Origin of the sequence: Duganella sp. P38 (assembly GCF_050859475.1) — a bacterium.
Lineage (GTDB): Bacteria > Pseudomonadota > Gammaproteobacteria > Burkholderiales > Burkholderiaceae_D > Rugamonas.
Genome location: NZ_CP193936.1, coordinates 188,386 through 207,432, shown reverse-complemented (window position 1 = coordinate 207,432; position 19,047 = coordinate 188,386). Strand labels below are relative to the sequence as shown.

Below are 19,047 nucleotides of genomic sequence, written 5' to 3'. Positions count from 1 at the left end.
TCAACCGGGCCCCAGTCTCCCTAATGAATCAGGCGCGGATGACGTGAATCGCTTACAGTGCTGCGCACAGGAGGAATAAACAGATGGGCAAAAACCGGTTGGAAGCGTTTAGCGATGGCGTCATCGCGATCATCATTACCATCATGGTGCTGGAGCTGAAGGCGCCGCACGGGGCCGACCTGGCGGCGCTGGAATCGGTGCTGCCGGTGTTGTGCGGCTATGTGCTGAGCTTTGTGTATGTCGGCATCTTCTGGAATAACCACCACCACATGCTGACCGCTTCGTCGGTGGTCGATGGCCGCGTGCTGTGGGCCAATCTGCATCTGCTGTTCTGGCTGTCGCTGGTGCCGTTTACTACCGGCTGGATGGGCGAAAACGACTTCGCGCCGCTGACGGTGGCGCTGTACGGCGGCGTGCTGTTCATGTCGGCCATCGCCTACACCTTGCTGGAGAAGGCGCTGATCGTCTGCAATCCGAGCGACGCCGTCATCACCGTGGCGCTGGCCAAGGAGCGCAAGGGGTATGCGTCCGTGGCCCTGTACCTGCTGGCCATTTTCACCGCCTTCGTGCACGTCTGGATTTCGTTCAGCCTGTACGTGCTGGTGGCCTTCCTGTGGTTTCTGCCGGAGCGCCGCATCGAAGCGCTGTTCAAGCGCTGACACGAGGATTTGACGGAAATCGCTGCTGTCGCAAAGTATTCTTCGGAAAACACCTGCTGATTCCAAGAATGTGCAGTGCAGCATTTTTTGCCAGTGACGGTCGCCGTGTCGCGCTGCTATGATCTGACGCTTCATGCTGAACCATAGAGAAAGAGCGCTTCATGACCCGTCCTCATCTGCTTGTTGTTGCCGCCGCCCTGGGCGTGGCATTTTCGCAAACCGTCCTGGCCGCGCCGGCCGCCCCGCTGGCCGGCAATCCGCTGGCCACCGTCAGCACGCTGCCGTTCCACTATCCGGCATTCGACAAGATCAAGGACGAGCACTTCATCCCGGCCTTCAACGAAGGCATGCGCCAGCAGCTGAAGGAAATCGACGCCATCGCCAATAACCAGGCCGCGCCGAGCTTCGACAACACCATCGTGGCGATGGAAAAATCCGGCGCGCTGCTGATCCGCGTGCAAACCATCTTCGGCAACCTGCAAGGCGCCAACACCAACGACAAGCTGGACGCCGTCGACAGCGAAATGTCGCCGAAGCTGGCCGCGCATGCCGACGCCATCTACCTCAATCCAAAACTGTGGGCGCGCGTCAAGTCGCTGTACGACAAGCGCGACGCGCTGAAGCTGGACGCCGAATCCAGGCACCTGCTGGAACGCTACCATACCGACTTTGTGCGCGCCGGCGCCAATCTGTCGGCCGCCGACAAGACCAAACTGAAAGCGCTGAACGGCGACATCGCCAAGCTGCAAACCGCCTTCACCCAGAACGTGCTGAAGGAAACCAACGCCTCCGGCCTGGTGGTCGACAACCGCGCCGACCTGGCCGGCATGAGCGACGCCGCCATCGACGCCGCTGCCGCAGCGGCCAAGGCCAAAGGCCTGGACGGCAAATTCTTCGTTGCCGTGGTCAACACCTCGGGCCAGCCGCCGCTGGCGGAACTGACCAACCGCGCCGTGCGCGAAAAGCTGATGGCGCTGTCGCTGGCGCGCGGCAGCCATGGCGGCGAATACGACAACCGCGAGCTGGTGCTGAAGATCGCCAAGGCGCGCGCCGAGAAGGCCACGCTGCTGGGCTACGCCAACTTCGCCGCCTATTCGCTGGAAGACCAGACCGCGCACGACACCGCGGCGGTCAACAAGCTGCTGGGCGAGCTGGCCAAGCCGGCCGTCAACAACGCGAAGAAGGAAGCGGCCGACCTGCAGGCGGTGGTGGATGCTGAAAAAGGCGGTTTCCAGATCGGCGCCGCCGACTGGGCCTACTACACCGACAAGGTGCGCGCCCAGCGCTTCGCCTTCGACGAGAACCAGCTGAAGCCCTACTTCGAGCTGGATAATGTGCTGATCAACGGCGTCTTCTACGCGGCCAACAAGCTGTATGGCATCTCGTTCAAGGAGCGCAAGGACCTGCCGGTGTACAACCCGGACGTGCGCGTGTTCGACGTGTTCGACGCCGACGGCAAACAGCTGGCCATCTTCCTGGCCGATATGTACGCGCGCTCCAACAAGCAGGGCGGCGCTTGGATGAACGAATACGTGTCGCAATCTTCGTTGCTGGGCACCCACTCGGTGGTGGCCAATCACCTGAATATTCCGAAGCCGCCGGCCGGCGAGCCGACGCTGCTGACTTACGACGAAGTGAAGACCGCCTTCCACGAATTCGGCCACGCGCTGCACGGCATGTTCTCCAATGTGAAGTACCCGCGCTTCTCCGGCACCAGCGTGCCGCGCGACTTCGTCGAGTATCCGTCGCAGGTCAACGAAATGTGGGCGGTGTGGCCTGAAGTGCTGGCCAACTACGCCAAGCATTACAAGACCGGCGCGCCGATGCCGAAGGAACTGCTGGACAAGGTGATCGCGTCGAAGAAATTCAACCAGGGTTTCATGACCACCGAATACCTGGCCGCCTCGCTGCTGGACCAGCGCTGGCACCAGCTGACGCCAGCGCAGATCCCGACCGACGTGTTGGGCTTTGAGGCCAAGTCGCTGAAGGACATGGGCGTCGACTTCGCGCCGGTGCCGCCGCGCTACCGCACCACCTACTTCTCGCACAGCTTCTCGGGCGGCTACTCGGCCGGCTACTACGCCTACCTGTGGTCGGAAAAGCTGGACGCCGACACCGTCGAATGGTTCAAGGAAAACGGCGGCCTGCAACGCAAGAACGGCGACTGGTTCCGCGCCAAGCTGCTGTCGCGCGGCGGCACCGATGACGCCATGAACCTGTTCCGCAACTTCCGTGGCCGCGATCCTGTGATCGAACCGCTGCTGGAACGCCGTGGCCTGAATTAATATAAACAGTTTATAAGGATAATCGAATGAACCACACCAACATCATCCTGGCCGCCAGCGTAGCGGCGGTATTCAGCGTCGCCCACGCGGAGCCGGCCTCGATGCTGCCCGCATCGAACCCGTTCGCCAAAGTCAGCAGCCTGCCGTTCAACTATCCGCCGTTCGACAAGATCAAGAACGAGGACTACGCGCCGGCCTTCGAGGAAGGCATGCGCCAGCAGGCGGCGGAAATCGAAGCCATCGCCAACAACAAGAAGCCGGCCACCTTCGACAACACCATCGTCGCGATGGAGAAGTCGGGCCAGCTGCTGTCGCGTGTATCGAGCGTGTTCGGCAACCTGTCGGGCGCCAACACCAACGACACCTTCAAGGCGCTGGAGCGCGAACTGTCGCCGAAGCTGGCGGCACACAGCGACGCCATCCGCCTGAACGGCAAACTGTACGCCCGCATCAAATCACTGTACGACAAGCGCGACAAGCTGCACCTGGACGCCGAGTCCAAGTACCTGCTGGAGCGCTACCACACCGACTTCGTGCGCGCCGGCGCGCAGCTGTCGGACGCCGACAAGGCCAAGCTGAAATCGATGAACGCCGAACTGGCGAAGCTGCAAACCACCTTCGCGCAGAACGTGCTGGAAGAAGCCAACGCCTCGGCGCTGGTGGTCGACACCCGCGAAGAACTGGCCGGCATGTCGGACAAGGCGATCGACGCCGCCGCCAAGGCCGCCGCCGCCAAAGGCCTGCAAGGCAAATTCCTGATCCCGGTGGTGAACACCACCGGCCAGGCCAGCCTGTCGGTGCTGACCAACCGCGCGGTGCGCGAAAAGCTGATGGCGCTGTCGCTGGCGCGCGGCAGCCATGGCGGCAAATTCGACAACACCCAGGTGGTGCTGGACACCGTCAAGCTACGCGCCGAGAAGGCCGCGCTGATGGGCTACCCGAACTTCGCCGCCTACTCGCTGGAAGACCAGACCGCGCACGACACCACCGCCGTCAACAAGCTGCTGGGCGAACTGGCCAAGCCGGCCGTCAGCAACGCCAAAAAAGAAGGCGCGGAAATCCAGCAGGCCATCGACAAGGCCAACGGAGGCTTCCAGCTGGCCGCGCACGACTGGGCCTTCTACAGCGACAAGGTCAAGGCCGAGCGCTTCAACTTCGACCAGAACGAACTGCGTCCATACTTTGAGCTCAACAGCGTGCTGACCAACGGCGTGTTCTTCGCCGCCAACCAGGTGTACGGCCTGTCGTTCAAGGAGCGCAAGGACCTGCCGGTGTATAACCCGGACGTGCGCGTGTTCGACGTCTTCGACGCCGACGGCAAGCAGCTGGCCATCTTCATCGCCGACTTCTACGCCCGTTCCAACAAGCGTGGCGGCGCGTGGATGAACGCCTACGTATCGCAATCGTCGCTGATGGGCACCCACCCGGTGGTGGCGAATCACCTCAACATTCCAAAGCCGGCCGACGGCGAGCCGACGCTGCTGACCTTCGACGAACTGCGCACGCTGTTCCACGAATTCGGCCACGCACTGCACGGCATGTTCTCCAACGTGAAATACCCGCGCTTCGCCGGCACCCGCGTGCCGCGCGACTACGTCGAATTCCCGTCGCAGGTCAACGAAATGTGGTCGGTCAATCCGGCGGTGCTGGCCAACTACGCTAAGCACTATCAAACCGGCGCACCGATTCCGAAAGAGCTGCTGGACAAAGTGGTCGCTTCGAAGAAGTTCAACGAAGGCTTCCGCACCACCGAGTACCTGGCGGCATCGATCCTGGACCAGAAATGGCACCAGCTGGGCGTATCGCAGATCCCGACCGACGTATTGGGCTTTGAGGCGGCCGCGTTGAAGGAAGCGGGCGTCGATTACGCGCCGGTGCCGCCGCGCTACCGCACCACCTATTTCTCGCACACCTTCGCCGGCGGCTACTCGGCCGGTTACTATGGCTACCTGTGGGCCGAGAAGCTGGACGCCGACGCGGTGGAATGGTTCAACGAAAACGGCGGCATGACGCGCAAGAACGGCGACTATTTCCGCAAGATGCTGCTGTCGAAAGGCGGCACCATGGACGCGATGGAAATGTACCGCAACTTCCGCGGCCGCGACGCCAAGATCGAACCGCTGCTGGAACGCCGCGGCCTGACTGAGAAGTAATCGCTCAGTCTTCGGTTTCCGTGTTGGGATACTCCGGCTGTATGGCCGGAGCAACCGGCACCGGGAAGCCATGCTTGCGCGTCCACGCACGGATGTCCGGAATGATGCCCGGCTTTTCGCCAGCGGGGCAGTCGTGCAGGCATAGCCATGTCTTGCCACTGCTCCCGATCACCGGTTTCGGTGCATCCTCAAATCTTGCCCAGCCTATAAATTTACCGATAAAATTACGACGATTGCCATATGTCGTTACATCGATATAGGGACGTTCCTTCCGATAAAGCTGGGCTGTCCATTCGCGGCAGCCAAAGCCGCCGTCGGCTGATTCGTAGTTCCATGGACGAGTGTAACGCCAGTAGTCGCGCTGGGTGCATAGCGCCGGCATAAAGTGACTTGGTTCCGGCTCGACGTACCAGTCTGCAAAGTAGTAGGGTTTGTCCTTGAACAAGACGAGTGTAGTGTAAGCACCGTGCCTTCCGCTGAAACCGGCCAGCGCGTCGTGGCCAATAACGTGGCCATTACGATCAAATTCAATCAGAGCTACGGCTACCCTTTTGTTGAATACGGCAGTAGGTTTGAACAGCACTGCAGCGTTAAGGGGTGGTGAACCGTTATGCAGTTGCAGAGCTTCGCGATTTTCTGCGCTCGCAAGCGAAGCGCTTTGCTGAAAGCCGCGCACAGAATCCGTAATCAGAACATACCGTACCTCCCATGCATTCACGCTCTCCGATGGTGAGCTAGCATAGGCAGCCAGAGGTATAAATAGCGGCACGAAAATGAGCGAAGTTTTATTCATACATTATGGCGTGTGTCATTAGCTGCGGTATCTCCTGACTACTTTCGCAGTAGGTTTCGTCGTCGTAGTTCTTATCGGGATACTCTGGTTGAAATGCGGGAGGAACGGGGATCGCGTAGCCGTGCTTGCTGGTCCATGTCTTGATGTTTTTAATCACCCCTGGTGTCTCGCCAGCTGGACATTCATGGAGACACATCCAGGTATTGTCCTGCATGCCGATGATGGGCTTGGGAGCATCGACTATTCTTGCCCAGCCCATGAATTGACCGATGAAGTTTCCTGTCGCAGTGTAGGTTGTTACGTCTATATAAGGCCGGCTGCTGTCGTATAGCTGTCGGCCCCATTCTTTGCAGCCGAAATTACCTTTCTTCGTGAAGTCTTTGTCTTGCTCATAGCGTCTTGAATCAAGCAGTGTGCACAAAGAGGGGCCAAGGTGAGTTTCAGTCCAGTCAGCTACATGGTAGAGCTGGCGCGGCGGGGGGCTTGATGTATCTAATAGAATCATGCGGTCGAATTTGGTACGCCGTCCTGTGAACCGGGACAGGCGGCTTACGTTCAGCACATGACCTTGGTTATCGAAGTGGATGGGGGCTGTAGCGACTGAACCAATCGTACTGGACTGAGCGATTAAGGCCTGTGCGCTCAGGTAAAGCAATTCAGGATTTTTTGAGATCTGTGCGTTGAGACGCCGTGCCACGGTTCTTCTGCTCACGCATTATTTTGGTCGGTGCCACGAATAACACGTACCGGATTTCCCAAGGTTCTTTGCTCGGTTCGCGCGCAGCTGCAACTACGTCAGGAGAAGGCTGTGCACCAATCGGAATGGTTGTTGCCACCGCCATCATCAGGGCATGCAAACTATTCATAAATATTTGGCTCACGAATTGTCAGATGGAGATGATTGTCATGGGTAGTTTCATTTTGGCTCGCTTGTTTGTTGACCACCGGGTCGCGCTGCCGAGCCGTATCTGATTCCATATACCAGGGGTCGAAGATTTGGCTGACTGACTGATGATTGGCGAGTCTTTTTCGAAGTTCGCGCATAAGTCTTGGCTGATTGCTATCGACTTCTTTTTCCCATTTTTTTCTCCTTCGTTTGCATTTTCCCGCTTTCTCCTGTCCCTTGGTGCGCTTTGTGCCGCTCGATCTAATACTTTGTATTCTTCATATAACGCCTTCTCGCGATCAGTGATGTTAGGGTTGTGTGAACGGCCTGGCTCGATAAGTCCTTCGCGATTAATCTTAATTTCGCCATCGGAATTGCGTATGCTCGCAATGTCCAAACTTAAGCCTGCCCTATGTAAAATCGAACCGAACATCGGGCGCCAGGTCGAAGTAACCAGCATTTCGGTCACGCCGACTGCGCGCGCTTCACTGAAAAGTGCAGCAAAAGCGCAGGGATGTGTTCTCGGCAATACATCAGTGAGCAAAGAAACACGAACGATATTTTCCTCCGCATTCCGCGCCCTCTGAAAATGAACCACCAACATGCCGGTGCTGGAGGCCGTTTCACTTCCAAGAGGTATCCGCAGGCGTTCTACCCTGAGACCGCGATAGATACTGCAGACCGCTTCACGAACCACCTCACTAGTGCCCTCTGGCAGTAGTGCGTTCGCCTCCGATTCCGAATAGCGATGAGATACGCTCATCCATATGTCGCCCGTCAACCTCGCCTGATAGTGAGCAACCGGGGGTTTATCCGGCCCGTTTGATACGCGCATTGTGGCGACACCTACCACTGCGGTGATGTGATTGATCCGTCCCATCACTTCGGTAATTTTTATGAGTGCATCGTGTTCGCTCGCGGTAACTTCATACACCGGATTTTTTCTGTGGTCTGGATGGACATCGCTGTTCAAATAAAGAGCAACCTTGCTTCCGGCATCGACTACCAAGTTGATCTTCCGACTGTTGCCGAGTGTGCGTATCCGGCGTGGGTTTTGTACTTCGCCATTTACGATAACAAGGTAAGGTATTTGTAGATTTCTTTGCCCAGACGCTGATGTGTTGAATTCATAGCAGATGTTTCGCCGTGCACAAATGCGTACAACGGTGACGTCAGGCCTGGACGCCAGGGTGCAGGTGGCTGCTTCACTCATCGTTGGCCTCCGCTTCCCAGTACAGCTTTGCGGTTGCCGGATCGTTACTGCTGACGCGCTCGGTGTTGCCGTCGCTATCCGTCACGCCGCGCAGGGTGCTTCCGTCGGACAGTTCGATGCGATAGGGCAGGCCGCCGACCGGCTGGCCGGTTTGCTCGTCGACGGCGCGGAAGGCGCCGCTGTATTGGCTGGCTGCGGTAGTGGCAGCAACACCGGCCGCAGTTGCTTCCGGGGCGACAGCTGCGCCGCTGCTGCCGCCGCCATCGTCGATCAGCATCTGCTGCTGTGTGGCGATCAGCCTGGCGCCGCAGGCGGTTTTCATGCCGTCCACGGCCGTGTTGACGCCGGCGTAGCTGTGGTTGCCCACGCCTTCGATGATCGGATAGCTGCCTTTGCATTGCGGGCACAGCGTCATGTGGCCTTGCTGCGCCACGGCGCGGCCGTTGGTGGTGACCAGTTCGTTGCCTTCCAGGACTTTTCCGCCGTGCGAGGTCGGGTCGCCCTTGCAGATCACTGCGCGCAGCATGGCTTTCTCCGTGCGAATAAAAGAGGCCAATGTACTGCCGGGGCGGCGGCGCGGCGCTGATTTTGCTCAAATCATAAGCTTGCGTTAAGCATCACACTGGTTTCTGGCTTGATGTGTGTAGAATGGTTCCTGCGGCGCCAACCGGCCCGCCGATTTCACCGAGTAAGCTTATGAACAACCAACTGCACGGCGTGACGCTGGAAGCGATTGTGACCCGTCTGCACGCGTATTACGGCTGGGAGCAACTGGCCCGGCGGATCGATATCAACTGTTTCCGTAGCGATCCGAGCATCAAGTCCAGCCTGAAGTTCCTGCGCAAGACGCCGTGGGCCCGGACGCAGGTCGAAGAACTGTACCTGGCCACCAAATTTTAGAACTGGGAAATACTATGGACACCCAACTGAAAGCCTCGCTCAAGAACCTGCACGCCAACCTGGCCGATGCCGGTCCGATCGATGAGGAATTGCAGGACCTGCTGCGGCAGCTGAACGGCGATATCAACGCGCTGCTCGAACGCGGCCAGGAGCCGGCGCCCGGCGAGTCCACCACCTATGGCCTGGCCGAGCGCAGCCAGGAACTGTCGGCCAAGTTCGCCGTCAAGCACCCGAAGCTGGAATCCGGGCTGCGCGAGCTGGGCACCATCCTGTCAAACATGGGAATTTGACATTGTTTCTCCAAGTGTTTGAAAAGTAAAAGAATTTTTTCAAACACCCATGAGCGGAGCAGGGGCGATTCCGGTACAATACCGCCCCATGAATCCCCCAACTAATTTATTTGCGGCCGTCCCGAAACGGTCTGCCCGCGCTGCGACTGCGCCTTTCCTGCCGATGTCCCGTCAAGAGATGGATGTGCTCGGCTGGGACGAGTGCGACGTCATCCTGGTGACCGGCGACGCCTATATCGACCATCCGAGCTTCGGCATGGCGCTGGTCGGCCGCCTGCTGGAGGCGCAAGGCTACCGCGTCGGCATCATCGCCCAGCCGGACTGGCAGTCGGCCGACGCCTTCCGCGCGCTGGGCAAGCCGCGCCTGTACTACGGCGTGACCGCCGGCAATATGGACTCGATGGTCAACCGCTACACGGCCGACCGCAAGCCGCGTTCGGACGACGCCTACACGCCCAACGGCGAGCCGAACAAGCGTCCCGACCGCGCCGTCACCGTCTACGCCCAGCGCTGCCGTGAAGCCTATCCCGGCATTCCGGTGGTGATCGGTTCGATCGAGGCCTCGCTGCGCCGCATCGCCCACTACGATTACTGGTCGGACAAGGTGCGCCGCTCGGTGCTGTTCGAGTCCAAGGCCGACATGCTGATCTTCGGCAACGCCGAGCGCGCGCTGGTCGACCTGACCCGGCGCATGGCCGATGGCGAGAACATCAAGAATATCCGCGACCTGCGCGGCACCGCCTTCCTGGTGCCGTCCGGCTGGATGCCGGGCGAGGAATGGGGCGTGCACAACAGCACCCGCGTCGACACGCCGGGCAAGATCGACAAGCATATCGACCCGTACCTGATGGTCGAGCCGAACTCGCCGACCTGCGCCACCGGCAGCGACAAGCCGGCCGCCGAAGTCAATCCGGCCATGGTCGAGCCGACCAAGGCCGCCGCCGCCGCCGCGCCGGCCGCGCCGCCGCCGCCAGCCGAGGTGGTCAAGCCGATCCGCATCATGAGCCGCGAAGAGCGGCGCGCGATGGAACTGGAAAAGCACCACAAGACCGTGGTGCGCCTGCCGTCGTTCGAGACCGTGGCCAATGACCCGATCATGTACGCGCACGCCTCGCGCGTGTTCCACCTGGAGTCCAATCCCGGCAACGCGCGCGCGCTGGTGCAGGGCCATGGCGACCGCGATGTGTGGATGAACCCGCCGCCGCTGCCGCTGCAGATGGACGAGATGGACAACGTCTACGACATGAACTACGCCCGCGGCCCGCACCCGAGCTACGGCGACGCCAACATCCCGGCCTGGGAAATGATACGCTTCTCGGTCAACATCATGCGCGGCTGCTTCGGCGGCTGCACCTTCTGCTCGATCACCGAGCACGAGGGCCGCATCATCCAGAGCCGTTCGGAGCCGTCGATCCTGCGCGAGATCGAGCACATCCGCGACAAGACCAAGGGCTTCACCGGCATCATTTCCGACCTCGGCGGCCCGACCGCGAATATGTACCGGCTGTCGTGCAAGGACAAGGAAATCGAGCAGACCTGCCGCCGCCTGTCGTGCGTGTATCCGTCGATCTGCGTCAACCTCGGCACCAACCACAATCCGCTGATCAAGCTGTATCGCCGCGCGCGCGAGATCCCCGGCATCAAGAAAATCCTGATCCAGTCCGGCCTGCGCTACGACCTGGCGGTGCGCTCGCCCGAGTACGTCAAGGAGCTGGTGACCCACCACGTCGGCGGCCTGCTGAAGATCGCGCCCGAGCACACCGAAACCAATGTGCTGAGCAAGATGATGAAGCCGGGCATCGGCGCCTACGACGAGTTCAAGGCGCTGTTCGAGAAGTATTCGCTGGAGGCCGGCAAGAAGCAGTACCTGATTCCGTACTTCATTGCCGCCCACCCGGGCGCCACCGACGAGGACATGCTGAGCCTGGCCCTGTGGCTGAAGAAGAACAACTTCCGCCTCGACCAGGTGCAGACCTTCATGCCGACGCCGATGGCCATGGCCAGCGCCATGTACCATTCGCGCCGCAACCCGCTGCACAAGGTCACCGAGGATTCGGAGGAAGTGTTCACGCCGCGCAGCCTCAAGCAGCGCCAGGCGCAGAAGGCTTTCCTGCGCTACTACGATCCGAAGAACTGGCCGATCCTGCGCGACGCGCTGCGCCGCATGGGCCGCGCCGACCTGATCGGCACCGGCGAGCGCCACCTGATCCCGCCATACGTGGTGGGCGAGGAAAACTTCAAGGCCTCGCAGGGCAAGCGGGCGATGCCGATGATGGCGCCGGGCGAAAGCAAGCGCGGCGCCGGCCGTGGCATGCCGGTGGCCGGCAGCCGCGGCAAGCCGAACGCGCTGACCGGCTCGCTGACGGCGCGCCAGACGGTCGAAACCAAGGCCAAGCCGTCTATCCTCGACACCATCAAGGTGAAAAAGGCGCCGGCGCCGGTCAAAGGCGGCAACCCGGGCCGCCCCGCCGCCAGCGCGCCGCGCGGCAGAAAGTAAGCTTGGCGGAAAAGCCAGAGAGCACCCTGCGGGGTGCTTTTTTCGTCCGCTGCCCGGAGAAATGTTGTCAAATAGGTGTATCGACTTGATAAGATGGGATAATCCAGTCCTGCTCATGTGATGTACAGCCGAATGGCGGGGCTACACTGTTTGCTCCGCAGACCTTTTCTGTGAACAGGACGCTTATGAAAAACTTCAAATTTTCTTCCCTGTTGCTGGCGCCGCTGTTCGCCGCATTGGCCGCCTGTGGCGGCGGTGGCGGTGGCGACAGTGGTGGTGGTGGCACGCCGGCCGCCGTGACGCTGAAAAGCATCGCCATTACCAGTGATAAAAGCACCATCAACGTCAACACTACCCAGCAGCTCACCGCCACCGGCACCTATTCGGACGGCAGCACCAAGGCCGTGCCCGGCCTGACCTGGGCCACCAAGTCCGGCGCCGCCACCGTGGCGAGCGTGGCCGCCAGCGGCACTGGTGAGCGCCAAGGGCGTGGGCAAGGAAACCATTACCGCCACCCTCGCCGCCGACAATGTGTCCGGCAGCTTTGACCTGACCGTCATCGCGCCGTGGACCCAGATCGGCGCCGGCGGCAACCAGACCATCGGCCTCAAGGCCGACGGCAAGCTTTACAGCTGGGGTTCCAACATCCAGGGCCAGCTGGGCGACAGCAGCAGCGTGTCGAGCAACGCGCCGGTGACCGTGTCCGGCAACAGTACGCTGTGGAAGCAGGTGGCGGTGGGCGACCAGTTTGTGGTAGCGGTCCGCACCGACGGCACGCTGTGGGCCTGGGGCTACAACGCCAACGGCCAGCTGGGCGACGGCTCCCAGACCAATAGCGCGGCGCCGAAGCAGGTCGGCACGCTGAAGACCTGGACCGCGGTGGCGGCCGGCAAGGCGCACGTGCTGGCGCTGCAGACCTCGGCCTCCAGCGGCGCCACTGCCGGCACCACGTCGCTGTGGGCCTGGGGCGCCAACTACGCCGGCCAGCTGGGCGACGGCACGCTGATCGACAAGCGCGTGCCGACCCGCATCGGCACGCTGGGCTGGAACGCGGTGGCCGCCGCCGGCGACCATAGCCTGGGCATCCAGTCGACCGGCCAGACGCTGTGGAGCTGGGGCGCCAACGACGCCGGCCAGGTCGGCAACGGCACCGTCACCACCGCCGGCGTCAGCACGCCGGTGCAGGTCGGCGGCAGCACCAGCACCTGGCTGTGGGTGGCCGGCGGCGCCGCGCACTCGCTGGCGATCCGCACCGACGGCACGCTGTATGCGTGGGGCGCCAATGACGTCGGCCAGCTCGGCAACGGCAGCATGGCGGCGCAAGCCGCGCCGGTGCAGATCGGCACGTCGGGCGACTGGGCCCAGGTCGCCGCCGGCGCCAGCCACACCATCGGCGTGCAAAAAACGGTACGCTGTGGTCGTGGGGTTCCAACGCCGAGGGCCAGCTGGGCAATGGCGGCACCGAGAGCGCGCTGCCGGTCCAGGTGGGCAGTTTGCAGATCTGGCGCGCGGTCAGCGCCGGCGCCGCCCATAGCGCCGCGCTGCGCAATGACGGCTCACTGTGGACCTGGGGCCGCAATGCCGACGGCCAGCTGGGCAACGGCAGCAATACCTTGTCGTCGGCGCCGGTGAGCATCGCCTACTAAGCGGCCACGCCAGCAGGCTGTCACGGATGGCGGGCGCAAGCCGGGCCGTCCGTTGCTTTTTGTACGCCACGCTAAGCGTAAAGCACGGCTGCAGGGAGGGAAGCGGCTACACTAGAGCCAGTGCAGACCGTCCCAGGAAAACCGTGACTTTCCGTTTCCACGCCCTTGTCCCACTGTGCCTCGCCGCCCTGCTGTGGGTTGCGGCGCCGGCCATGGCGCTGGAGAAAGTCACGCTGCAACTCAAGCATGTCCACCAGTTCCAGTTTGCCGGCTACTACGCGGCGCAGCAGCTGGGTTACTACAAGGAAGCCGGTCTGGAGGTGCGCATCCTCGAAGGCGCGGATGGCAATGCGCCCGAGCGCGACGTCATTGCCGGCAAGGCCGAATACGGCACCGGCAGCAGCAGTCTGCTGCTGGCGCGCATGGCCGGCAAGCCGGTGGTGGTGCTGGGCGTGATCTTCCAGCATTCGCCGTATGCGCTGGCGATGCGCCAGACCGGCGGCGACGCCGACCTCCGCCGCCTGATCGGCAAGCGGGCGATGATCGGCACCCTCAACGATGAACTCGGCAACGCCGATGAACTGCTGGCCTTCCTGACCAAGGAGGGCGTACCGCCCAGCAGCTTCCAGCGCGTCGAGCACAGCTTCAATCCGGACGACCTGATCAACGGCAAGGTCGACGCCATGGCGGTCTACACCACCAACGAGCCGGACACCTTCGACCGGCTCGGTTTCCCCTACGATATCTACAGCCCGCGCTCGGTCGGCATCGATTTCTACGGCGACAACCTGTTCACCAGCGAGCAGGAAATCCGCGACCATCCGGAGCGGGTGCGCGCCTTCCGCACCGCCAGCATGCGCGGCTGGCAATGGGCGATGAGCCACCAGGAGCAGATGGCCGACATCATCCTGAGCAAGTACTCGCGCCGCAGCGACCGCCAGCACCTGCTGTACGAGGCGCGCCAGATGGTGCCGCTGGTGCAGCCGGTGCTGGTGGAAATCGGCTATATGAACCCGGACCGCTGGCGCCACATTGCCGAGGTTTACGCCGGCCTCGGCATGATGCCGGGCAACGCCGTCTTCGACGGCTTTATGTACCGCCTCGACAGCACGCCCGGCAGCCTGGCCTGGCTGTACCGCGCGCTGGGCGGTGTGGCGGTGCTGCTGGTGCTGGGCGCGGCCATCCATTTCAGCCGGCTGGCGCGCGAGCGCAAGCGGGCGCTGGAAGCGATCCGCACCGGCGAGCAGCGCTTTCGCACGATGTTCGAGGCGTCCCCGCTGGGGATCGCGCTGATCGATTCGGTCACGTATGAATACCGCGACATCAATGCACGTTACCAGGAGATACTGGGGCGTTCGCAGCACGAGCTGCGGGCGCTGCACTGGCTCGACGTCGGTCACCCGGACGATATCGTGCAGATCAAGGCGCAGATGGCGCTGCTGAGCACGCAGCAGATCAGCAGCTTCAAGACCGTCAGCCGCCTGTTCAAGCCGGACGGCAGCGTGGCGTGGATCGACGTGTCGGTCAACGCCATCGAGGCCGAGGCCGGCAGCCATCCGCACCATTTGTGCATGATCGAGGACGTCACCGCCAAGAAGCAGAACGAGCAGCTGATCTGGCAGCAGGCCAATTTCGACACGCTGACCCAGCTGCCCAACCGCCGCATGTTCCTCGACCGGCTGGCGCACGACATGCTCAAGAGTCGGCGCGACAAGTCGCGCCTGGCGATCCTGTTCATCGACCTCGACCATTTCAAGGAAGTCAACGACACGCTCGGCCACCACCAGGGCGACATACTGCTGATCGACGCCGCGCGCCGCATCGGCGCCTGCGTGCGCAAGTCGGACACGGTGGCGCGGCTGGGCGGCGACGAGTTTACCGTCATCCTCACCGAGCTGGACACGCCGGACCACGTCGAGCGCATCGCCCAGGCCATCCTCGACCGCCTGCGCCAGCCGTTCGACCTCGGCCAGGAGCAGGCCTTTGTCTCGGCAAGCATCGGCATCACGCTGTTCCCCGATGACGCGCTCGACATCGACGACCTGCTCAAGCACGCCGACCAGGCGATGTACGCCGCCAAGGGCGCCGGCCGCAACCGCTACAGCTATTTCACGCCGACCTTGCAGGTGGCGGCGATCAACCGCATGCGCCTGACCAACGACCTGCGCGGCGCGCTCAAGGGCCAGCAGTTCGAGCTGTACTTCCAGCCCATCGTCCACCTGGCCAGCGGCGCCATCCACAAGGCCGAGGCGCTGATCCGCTGGAACCATCCGCAGCGCGGCCTGGTCAGCCCGCTGGAATTCATTCCGCTGGCCGAGGCGAGCGGGCTGATCATCGATATCGGCGAATGGGTGTTCCGCGAATCGGCGCGCTGGGTGGCGTGCTGGCGGCGCCAGCATTACCCGGACTTCCAGATCAGCCTGAACCAGTCGCCGCTGGAATTCCAGCGCGAGGGCGGCTCCTACCAGTGCTGGCTGGAGCATCTGCAATCGCTGGCGCTGCCGGGCCAGTCGCTGGTGGTGGAGATCACCGAGGGCCTGCTGCTGGACGCCAGCAGCGCGGTCAGCAACCGCCTGCTGCAATTGCGCGACGCCGGCATCCAGGTCGCGCTGGACGATTTCGGCACCGGCTATTCGTCGCTGTCCTACCTGAAGAAGTTCGACATCGATTACCTGAAAATCGACCGTTCCTTCACCCGCAACCTGGCGCCCGACTCCAGCGACATGGCCTTGTCCGAGGCCATCATCGTCATGGCCCACAAGCTCGACCTGAAGGTGATCGCCGAGGGCGTCGAAACGCCCGAACAGCGCGACCTGCTGGCCGCCGCCGGCTGCGACTACGGCCAGGGTTATCTGTTTGCCAAGCCGATGCCGGCCGCCGAGTTCGACGTCTTCCTGCGCGATAATGCTATGCCGTCCGCATCATCGATAGTCAAATCCAATTGAAACTATTGGAACAATCAATTTTGCAAATGAGCTAAAAACGCTTACACTGGCGTCTCAATGATTCACAACCCAACGAGGAAACCACAATGTCCCTGATCAATACCCAAATCAAACCATTCAAGGCCACCGCATACCACGCAGGTAAATTCATCGACGTGAGCGACGAGACCCTGAAAGGCAAGTGGTCCGTTCTGATGTTCTACCCAGCCGACTTCACCTTCGTGTGCCCAACCGAACTGGAAGACCTGGCCGAGCAGCAACCTGAATTCGCCAAGCTGGGCGTGGAAGTGTACGGCGTGTCGACCGACACCCACTTCGCGCACAAAGCATGGCACGACACCTCGGACGCGATCAAGAAAGTGAACTACCCGCTGATCGGCGACCCAACCGGCACCCTGTCGCGTAACTTCGAAGTGATGATCGAAGAAGAAGGCCTGGCACTGCGCGGCACCTTCGTCATCAATCCGGAAGGCCAGATCAAAGTGCTGGAAGTGCATGACAACGGCATCGGCCGCGACGCCACCGAACTGCTGCGCAAAGTCAAAGCAGCGAAATACGTGGCCGAGCACCCAGGCCAGGTGTGCCCAGCGAAATGGACCGAGGGTGCAGCTACCCTGACCCCATCGCTGGACCTGGTTGGCAAGATCTAATCTTGTTCGACAAAGCAGCAAACAAGTAGTTACCGCGATGCCGGACCGGGCGTCCGGCCCGGCATACGCCTAAATATTTGTAAAGGAATCAAATCATGTTGGACGCAACCCTCAAAACCCAGTTGAAAGCCTACCTGGAAAAAGTGGTCCACCCACTGGAGCTGGTCGCTTCTCTCGATGACAGCGCCAAAGCCCGTGAGATGAAAGAACTGCTCCTCGAAATTGCCGAGTTGAGCGACAAGATCTCGCTGGTCGAGCGCACCGAGGCGGGCGTGCGTACGCCATCGTTCAGCATCAACCGTGCCGGTTCCGCGATTGGCGTGCGTTTCGCCGCCATTCCGATGGGCCACGAATTTACCTCGCTGGTGCTGGCGCTGCTGCAAGTGGGCGGCCACACCATCAAATTCGACGAAGCCGTGATCGAGCAAATCCGCAACCTGGATGGCGATTACGAATTCGAAACCTTCATGTCGCTGACCTGCCATAACTGCCCGGACGTGGTGCAGGCGCTCAACGCCATGTCGGTGATTAACCCACGCATCAAGGTCACCACCATCGACGGCGGCCTGTTCGCCAAGGAAGTCGAAGAGCGCCAGATAATGGCCGTGCCGATGATGTTCCTGAACGGCCAGCACTTCGGCCAGGGCCGCACCTCGGTCGAGGAAATCCTCGCCAAGCTGGACACCAACGCCAGCGTGCGCGCCGCCGCCGAGCTGAGCAAGAAAGAAGTGTTCGACGTGCTGATCGTCGGCGGTGGCCCTGCCGGCGCCGCGGCGGCCGTGTACGCCGCCCGCAAAGGCATCCGCACCGGTGTGCTGGCCGAGCGTTTCGGCGGCCAGGTGCTCGATACGCTGGCGATCGAGAACTTCATCTCGGTCAAGGAAACCGACGGTCCGAAGTTTGCCGTGGCGCTGGAGCAGCACGTCAAGGCCTACGAGGTCGACATCATGAACACCCAGCGCGCCAGCAAGCTGGTGCAGGTTGGCAAGCAGATCGAAGTGCAGACCGCCTCGGGCGCGGTGCTGAAAGCCAAGTCGGTGATCCTGGCGACCGGCGCCCGCTGGCGCGAGATCAACGTGCCGGGCGAGAAGGAATACCGCAACCATGGCGTGGCTTACTGCCCGCACTGCGACGGCCCGCTGTTCAAGGGCAAGCGCGTGTCGGTGATCGGCGGCGGCAACTCGGGTGTCGAGGCGGCGATTGACCTGGCCGGCATCGTCAGCCATGTCACGCTGATCGAGTTCGGCGCCGAGCTGCGGGCCGACGCGGTGTTGCAGCGCAAGCTGCGCAGCCTGCCGAACGTGAAGGTGATCACGTCGGCGCAAACCACCGAGATCCATGGCGACGGCAAGAAAGTGACCGCGCTGAGCTACACCGACCGCAACACCAACGAGTCGCACAAGGTGGAGCTGGAAGGCGTGTTCGTGCAGATCGGCCTGGTGCCGAACACCGAGTGGCTGAAGGGTACGGTGGCGCTGTCGCGTCACGGCGAGATCGAAGTCGATGCGCGCGGCCAGACCTCGGTGCCGGGCGTGTTCGCCGCCGGCGACGTGACGACGGTGCCGTACAAGCAGATCATCATCGCCACCGGCGAAGGCGCCAAGGCCGCGCTGTCGGCCTTCGATCACCTGATCCGCTCGGACGACTCCGAAGTGGTGGAAGAAGCGGCAGAGAAACACGCGCTGACCGCGTAACAAAAAGATGGTGGGGCCTGCGTGTACCGGCGGCCCCCCCGTCATTCCCGCGCAGGCGGGAATCCATACTGCGTGTGCAAGCTCAGCATGGGTTCCCGCCTGCGCGGGAACGACGGGGGCGGAGACTCCCCCTCGTCAATCGGCCCTTGCTTATCCGTCAGATAAACAAGACAGCAGCGCCGCGATCCCCAGACGCATCAAACTCTACACGAAGCAACGGCAGAGAAACACGCACTGACCGCGTAACAAAACGGTGAGGCGTTTGTATTGGCTCAGCGAGATCCAGCACGCGCTGTCAGGTGAGTTAGCGTTCGAAGCCACCCCCGTCATTCCCGCGCAGGCGGGAATCCATACTGCGTGTGCAAGCTCAGCATGGGTTCCCGCCTGCGCGGGAAAGACGTGGAGCGGAGATTCCCCCTCGTTAAGCGGCCCTTGC

General features: G+C 61.9%; 15 protein-coding genes and 1 pseudogene. 12 read left to right on the top strand and 4 right to left on the bottom strand.

Annotated elements, in window-relative coordinates; genetic code table 11:
* Positions 1 to 83 precede the first annotated feature (83 nt).
* From ACRQ5J_RS00865 to ACRQ5J_RS00855, 3 genes are all read left to right on the top strand, one after another.
* Complete coding sequence (locus ACRQ5J_RS00865; RefSeq protein ID WP_432380721.1) at positions 84 to 659, top strand: TMEM175 family protein; 576 nt, start codon at positions 84 to 86, stop codon at positions 657 to 659.
* A gap of 161 nt (positions 660 to 820) precedes the next feature.
* Positions 821 to 2,944, top strand: a complete 2,124-nt coding sequence (locus ACRQ5J_RS00860; RefSeq protein WP_432380720.1) for a M3 family metallopeptidase — start codon at positions 821 to 823, stop codon at positions 2,942 to 2,944.
* Between the two features lie 26 nt (positions 2,945 to 2,970).
* Positions 2,971 to 5,097: a M3 family metallopeptidase gene (locus tag ACRQ5J_RS00855; RefSeq protein ID WP_432380719.1), complete on the top strand. Its 2,127-nt coding sequence runs from the start codon at positions 2,971 to 2,973 to the stop codon at positions 5,095 to 5,097.
* Positions 5,098 to 5,101: 4 nt separating this feature from the next.
* On the opposite strand, the gene ACRQ5J_RS00850 is transcribed toward ACRQ5J_RS00855, so the two are convergent.
* From ACRQ5J_RS00850 to ACRQ5J_RS00835, 4 genes are all read right to left on the bottom strand, one after another.
* A complete protein-coding gene (locus tag ACRQ5J_RS00850) occupies positions 5,102 to 5,890 on the bottom strand; it encodes a hypothetical protein (RefSeq protein WP_432380718.1) in 789 nt (262 codons plus the stop codon).
* Positions 5,883 to 6,587, bottom strand: coding sequence for a hypothetical protein (locus ACRQ5J_RS00845; RefSeq protein ID WP_432380717.1), 705 nt, complete (start codon positions 6,585 to 6,587; stop codon positions 5,883 to 5,885). Before ACRQ5J_RS00845 ends, ACRQ5J_RS00850 begins: the two co-directional genes overlap by 8 nt.
* Positions 6,588 to 6,777: 190 nt before the next feature.
* A complete protein-coding gene (locus ACRQ5J_RS00840) occupies positions 6,778 to 7,989 on the bottom strand; it encodes a hypothetical protein (protein ID WP_432380716.1) in 1,212 nt (403 codons plus the stop codon).
* Positions 7,982 to 8,515, bottom strand: a complete 534-nt coding sequence (locus ACRQ5J_RS00835) for a PAAR domain-containing protein (RefSeq protein WP_432380715.1) — start codon at positions 8,513 to 8,515, stop codon at positions 7,982 to 7,984. Before ACRQ5J_RS00835 ends, ACRQ5J_RS00840 begins: the two co-directional genes overlap by 8 nt.
* A 170-nt stretch (positions 8,516 to 8,685) precedes the next feature.
* Between ACRQ5J_RS00835 and ACRQ5J_RS00830 the strand changes: the two genes are divergently transcribed.
* From ACRQ5J_RS00830 to ahpF, 9 genes and pseudogenes are all read left to right on the top strand, one after another.
* Entirely contained in the window at positions 8,686 to 8,889 is a 204-nt protein-coding gene (locus tag ACRQ5J_RS00830) for a VF530 family DNA-binding protein (protein WP_432380714.1), read from the top strand.
* Positions 8,890 to 8,903: 14 nt separating this feature from the next.
* The gene (locus ACRQ5J_RS00825; RefSeq protein WP_432380713.1) at positions 8,904 to 9,179 is read left to right on the top strand and encodes a DUF4404 family protein; all 276 of its coding nucleotides are present in this window, start codon (positions 8,904 to 8,906) and stop codon (positions 9,177 to 9,179) included.
* A 163-nt stretch (positions 9,180 to 9,342) separates the two neighbouring features.
* Complete coding sequence (locus tag ACRQ5J_RS00820; protein WP_432380712.1) at positions 9,343 to 11,676, top strand: YgiQ family radical SAM protein; 2,334 nt, start codon at positions 9,343 to 9,345, stop codon at positions 11,674 to 11,676.
* A 185-nt stretch (positions 11,677 to 11,861) separates the two neighbouring features.
* Positions 11,862 to 12,224: a hypothetical protein gene (locus ACRQ5J_RS00815; protein WP_432380711.1), complete on the top strand. Its 363-nt coding sequence runs from the start codon at positions 11,862 to 11,864 to the stop codon at positions 12,222 to 12,224.
* Positions 12,151 to 13,008: pseudogene (locus ACRQ5J_RS00810) on the top strand (RCC1 domain-containing protein); the annotation flags it as partial. The gene ACRQ5J_RS00815 and the pseudogene ACRQ5J_RS00810, both read left to right, overlap by 74 nt.
* Positions 13,009 to 13,031: 23 nt before the next feature.
* The gene (locus ACRQ5J_RS00805; RefSeq protein ID WP_432383560.1) at positions 13,032 to 13,322 is read left to right on the top strand and encodes a hypothetical protein; all 291 of its coding nucleotides are present in this window, start codon (positions 13,032 to 13,034) and stop codon (positions 13,320 to 13,322) included.
* 143 nt (positions 13,323 to 13,465) lie between these two features.
* On the top strand, positions 13,466 to 16,267 hold the full coding sequence (locus ACRQ5J_RS00800; protein ID WP_432380710.1) for an EAL domain-containing protein: 2,802 nt from the start codon (positions 13,466 to 13,468) through the stop codon (positions 16,265 to 16,267).
* Positions 16,268 to 16,353: 86 nt separating this feature from the next.
* Positions 16,354 to 16,917 carry an alkyl hydroperoxide reductase subunit C gene (gene ahpC / locus ACRQ5J_RS00795; protein WP_432380709.1) on the top strand — a complete coding sequence of 188 codons (564 nt, stop codon included), beginning with the start codon at positions 16,354 to 16,356 and terminating at the stop codon, positions 16,915 to 16,917.
* A gap of 95 nt (positions 16,918 to 17,012) precedes the next feature.
* Positions 17,013 to 18,611 carry an alkyl hydroperoxide reductase subunit F gene (ahpF, locus tag ACRQ5J_RS00790; RefSeq protein WP_432380708.1) on the top strand — a complete coding sequence of 533 codons (1,599 nt, stop codon included), beginning with the start codon at positions 17,013 to 17,015 and terminating at the stop codon, positions 18,609 to 18,611.
* The last annotated feature ends 436 nt before the right edge of the window (positions 18,612 to 19,047 follow it).